This is a genomic window from Undibacterium sp. RuRC25W, assembly GCF_049339825.1.
Taxonomy (GTDB): Bacteria; Pseudomonadota; Gammaproteobacteria; order Burkholderiales; family Burkholderiaceae_D; genus Undibacterium.
In genome coordinates, this window is record NZ_JBMPPD010000063.1 from 1 (window position 1) to 5,228 (window position 5,228).

Consider the following 5,228-nt stretch of genomic DNA (forward strand, 5'->3'; position numbering starts at 1 on the left):
ATAGCTTTTATTGAATCTGTTTAATTGTGCCGTCTTCTTGAATTTTATAAATTCGGTCTTTCGTACGATGATTGAACCAACCACTATCAATAACAGTAATTTGATGATTTTGATCGATAGAAAATTGACCATCCACCGCCAACGTTTGGATGATTTTGTTATTTAAAATGGTCACGAATGTTGGTGCTAAGAGGTCTTCTCTATAGTTCGCTCCCCGATGCTGTTCGTTGTGCGTTTCTCTATCATCAACCAATGCAATCAATACATTTTTAAACGGAGTAAAAAAAAGCACAACAGGACGCAATCCATGCTTTACGGGGTTATCGTAGTCGAGAGGATGGGGGTATTCCATGCCAAGATTGAAAATGTAGTTATAGGAACCAAGCAAAGAGCCTAACGGGTCGGTATCTGATTTTCCTAAGCTAAATGGATGATAAAACACAGTACAGTTACTGGATGGCGTTTGTATATACTCCCCATAACGATTTCTCTTATTTGAGCCAAAGCACCAATCATTATATTTTTTAAACTCAAACGGTAATAGGGTGATTTTTCGTCCGTAGGTATTGATGGCGGCATTGTTCATCGCTGGTTTTTTATAACTAAAAAAGGCGTCGCCATAATCAATGATGATTTGTGTTGGAAAAACCAGTATTGATGCAGATAAAAACTCGTTGCATTGGTTTTTAAATTTTATGCTGACGCTATATCCCCAAGGTAATTTTCTTAGATCCATTTTCTCATTGAAATTTTTCGCAAAAAACGCAGCGATATTCTCGTCGGTCGCTCCGCCTTTCATCATTAATTGAAACGGATCAAAAGCTGTATAGATTTCTTTTTGAATCGGCATTTGGCATCCATGACTATCGATGATCTTATTGCCACTTATGACAAATCGTGGTTCTTGAACCTCATTGATTTTCATATTTGGTTCGTCATAATCAACGACTTTCTGAAATACCCAGTCACCAGAAATATCTTGATTCTGGTCTGCGCTCGTAAAGCTCTGTGCGTACACTAAAGTTGTCTTAAAAATCAAAGCAATCAATATTAATAGTAGTTTCATTATTTACTTTTAAATATCCAAATAAAGGCGCGACATGACTTCTGTTTAAAGGTCATGTCACGCATGATTTTGTTGGGTCTGCTAATGACGAATCCGCCCTCAACGACGCTTGTCCCTGCGCCAAAATGTCTACTGCTTTGAGTGGATATTATTGAATCCGCTTTATAGTGCCGTTTTCTTGAATTTTATAAATTCGGTCTTTCGTACGATCATTGAACCAACCACTATCGATCACGGTAATTTGATGATTTCGATCGATAGAAAATTGGCCATCCATCGCCAACGTTTGGACGATTTTGTTATTTAAAATAGTCACGAATGTTGGAGCTAAGAGTTTTTCTCTATAGTTCGCTCCCCGATGCTGTTCGTTGTGCGTTTCTCTATCATCAATCAACGCAATCAATACATTTTTAAACGGAGTAAAAAAAAGCACAACAGGACGCAGTCCATGTTTGACGGGGTTATCGTAGTCCGGCGGATGGGGGTATTCCATGCCAAGATTGAAAATGTAGTTATAGGAACCAAGCAAGGAGCCTAACGGGTCGGTATCTGATTTTCCTAAGCTATATGTATGATAGAAAGCAGTACAGTTGTTGGATGGAATTTGTGTACCTTTTCCATAACTATTTTTTTGAGGTATGGTGTAGCACCAGTCATCATACTTTTTATAATCAAACGGTAATAGGGTGATTTTTCGTCCGTAAGTATTGATGGCGGCATTGTTCATCGCTGGTTTTTTGTAGCTAAAAAAGGCGTTGCCATAATCAATGATGATTTGTGTTGGAAAAACCAGTATTTTTGCGGACAAAAATTCGTTACATGACTTCTTTAAATTTGTATTGACTCGATATCCCCATGGTGATTTTTTCAAATCCATTTTCTCATTGAAATTCTTCGCAAAAAACGAAGTGATACTCTCCTTTGTAGCGTCTCCTTTCATCATTAATTGAAATGGATCAAAGTGCGGATAGATTTCCTTTTGAATTGGCATTTGGCATCCAAGACTATCAATGATCTTATTACCACTTATGACGAGTCGTGGTTCTTGAAGCTCATTAAGCTTCATATTTGGATCATCATAATCAACCACTTTCTGAAATACCCAGTCACCAGAAATATCTTGATTCTGGTCTGCGCTCGTAAAGCTCTGTGCGTGCGCTACATTTGTATTAAAAATGAAGGCAATCAATAGCAATAGTAGTTTCATTATTTACTTTTAAAATTCCAAAAAAGGCGCGACATGACCTCTATTTCAAGGCAATGCCACGCATGAGTGTGTTGGGAATGTTCATGACTAATTCGCCTTCGACGAAACAGGTCATCACGCCAAAATGTCGAGTGCTTTGAATAGCTTTTATTGAATCTGTTTAATTGTGCCGTTTTCTTGAATTTTATAAATTCGGTCTTTCGTACGATCATTGAACCAACCACGATCGATCACGGTAATTTGATGATTTCGATCGATAGAAAATTGGCCCTTCACCGCCAACGTTTGAATGACTTTGTTGTTTAAAATGGTCACGAACATTGGTACTAAGAGCGCTTCTCTATAGTTCGCTCCTCGATGCTGTTCGTTGTGCGTTTCTCTATCATCGACCAACGCAACCAATACATTTTTAAGCGGAGTAAAAAAAAGTACGACAGGACGTAATCCATGCTTTACGGGGTTATCGTAGTCTAGCGGAAGGGGGAATTCCGTTCCAAGATTGAAAATGTAGTTATAGGAACCAAGCAAAGAGCCTAACGGGTCGGTATCTGATTTTCCTAAGCTATATGTATGATAGAAAGCCGTACAGTTGTTGGATGGGATTTGTGTACCTCTTACATCGCCATTTTTTTGACGTATCTTGTAGCACCAATCATCATACTTTTTATAATCAAACGGTAATAGGGTAATTTTTCGACCGTAGGTATTGATGGCGGCATTATTCATCGCTGGTTTTTTGTAGCTAAAAAAGGCGTTGCCATAATCAATGATGATTTGTGTTGAAAAAACCAGTATTTTTGCGGACAAAAATTCGTTACATGACTTCTTTAAATTTGTATTGACTCGATATCCCCATGGTGATTTTTTCAAATCCATTTTCTCATTGAAATTCTTCGCAAAAAACGAAGTGATACTCTCCTTTGTAGCGTCTCCTTTCATCATTAATTGAAATGGATCAAAGTGCGGATAGATTTCCTTTTGAATTGGCATTTGGCATCCAAGACTATCAATGATCTTATTACCACTTATGACGAATCGTGGTTCTTGAACCTCATTAAGTTTCATATTTGGATCATCATAATCAACCACTTTCTGAAATACCCAGTCACCAGAAATATCTTGATTCTGGTCTGCGCTCGTAAAGCTCTGTGCGTGCGCTACATTTGTATTAAAAATGAAGGCAATCAATAGCAATAGTAGTTTCATTATTCATTCTCCATTAGTGTGTATAAATATATTTATTGTGCAAAAACATTTCCATTTCATGTTTTCGTCTTTTTACTAGCCCGGGTAGCCCACCATTAGTAATGTCGGCAAATTCGTTGCAACAACCTTGATAATCGCGCGAGTTCAGTTTTGCCAATTGGACTGGATATAATTTATTTGTATTAAATGCCAAGCAAACTAAGGCATCAAATTCGTGTTGATATAACGGAACAGCAATTAATTTTTTAACTTTTTCTATAACATCTATTAAGTCATTTTTTAAATCCTCGTCCGCCGACTTTTCAGAATAACTGCCGATCACTTTATAATAGTTATCAGAACCATTTTTTTCTAAAACACTACAGCTCTTTTTTCCGTCAATTAAATGACCCCAGCCGATGGTGCAGTAGCCAGAACTATCCTCGTAGGGCTCCGTCCTAAGTTTTTCCCAGCTCTTAATGAATTGGATGCCCTTATCAGACAACGACATTGTGTGTACATTTTTGCGATCGTTCGTCGGACTCGATGAGTTTGTTGTTATTGCAGGAATAATCGGAGCGATTGGTGGAGGAATTCGTCCGCCACAGACCACGGCAGCACCTTTTCCTTCACGTCTCGCCATTTCAAGTATGCTGCCGTTTTCCGCTGTTTCTCGCGTTACGCTAAAGCGATGATTCGGCTCCTTTTTCCATCCCCATATATCAAAATGCACCCACGATTTAGCGCCCTCAAAAGTGCTCTCTAAATATATTTTGTCACCCGATTTATCCCTCGTTCCAGGTTCAAGAGCACCCATGTATTTCATAAAAATTTGTTTCCGAATGTTATTCAGTCCTGCGTCATCCCTCACTTCGTTTCCATTCTTGTCATTGAAGTGCAAATCTAATGCGCTCCCCATGTGATTGGTCGTTTTGGATTTCGCGTTGTTCTTGTTCCACCATGTACATCGATAGCCGGATGAGATGTATTTCAACGTGTAGCCAAGGTCCTTTTCTTTGGTGTGCAAATAAAAGAGCATCGCTCTTAATATCCAATACACACTACGATGGATTCCTGGATATTCCCCAGGACTAACCTCGCAACCTTGCTTATCTTTTTCAAGACTTGAATTACCAAAGCCCTCGCAATGCGTGCCATTGCAATGACATTTCATGCTGTCGAGGTTAACGGGATACTTTGCCTTGAACTCATCCAACGCAACTAAGACGCTTCCACAAACTTTTCCTGTCTCAGCAACGCCCATGTAATCTCGCTGAAATTGTTTGACCGCCAACTCTAATGCAGCATTAAATATGGTTGTAGGTTTAGACCCACCAAACCCAGCCAGTCGAATACTCAGCTCTTCGATCAATGGACCTTTGTCTCCGAATTTGATGCAGTGACTTTCATCGCACTGCGCGCTCCACTCTGATTTTGGCGTACCATTTTTACCTCTCTTATCGCTCATGATGAGCTGCACTGGGACGGTGTCCGATGGGGTAGTTGGCGAGACAGGCGCATCAATATTGGTATCTGTTCCTGAATGTCCAGATGTTTTCTGAGAGAGATTAGCGTGTTCTTGGCTAGTTTTTTTGGATGGTGCAACTGACACAGATGCATGACCGGCACTGTGTCCTGATGTGCGTTCATTTTGCAGGGGAAGCTTCAGAATCTGTCCTGCAGCAATGTAGTTTTCATTTCTAATGTTGTTGAGGCGAACCAGTGCTTGGGTAGTGGTTCTATTTTCCTTGGCGATCGACGCTAACGTAT

At 39.6% G+C, this 5,228-nt stretch carries 4 protein-coding genes; all 4 read right to left on the reverse strand.

The window, feature by feature from the left end; genetic code table 11:
• Positions 1–7: 7 nt before the first annotated feature.
• Positions 8–1,066 carry a hypothetical protein gene (locus ACO0KV_RS18170; protein WP_423044540.1) on the reverse strand — a complete coding sequence of 353 codons (1,059 nt, stop codon included), beginning with the start codon at positions 1,064–1,066 and terminating at the stop codon, positions 8–10.
• A gap of 148 nt (positions 1,067–1,214) precedes the next feature.
• On the reverse strand, positions 1,215–2,273 hold the full coding sequence (locus tag ACO0KV_RS18175; protein ID WP_423044542.1) for a hypothetical protein: 1,059 nt from the start codon (positions 2,271–2,273) through the stop codon (positions 1,215–1,217).
• Positions 2,274–2,420: 147 nt separating this feature from the next.
• Positions 2,421–3,479 carry a hypothetical protein gene (locus ACO0KV_RS18180; protein ID WP_423044544.1) on the reverse strand — a complete coding sequence of 353 codons (1,059 nt, stop codon included), beginning with the start codon at positions 3,477–3,479 and terminating at the stop codon, positions 2,421–2,423.
• 13 nt (positions 3,480–3,492) lie between these two features.
• On the reverse strand, positions 3,493–5,228 hold a 1,736-nt coding region (locus ACO0KV_RS18185), incomplete at its 5' end, for a glycoside hydrolase family protein (RefSeq protein WP_423044546.1).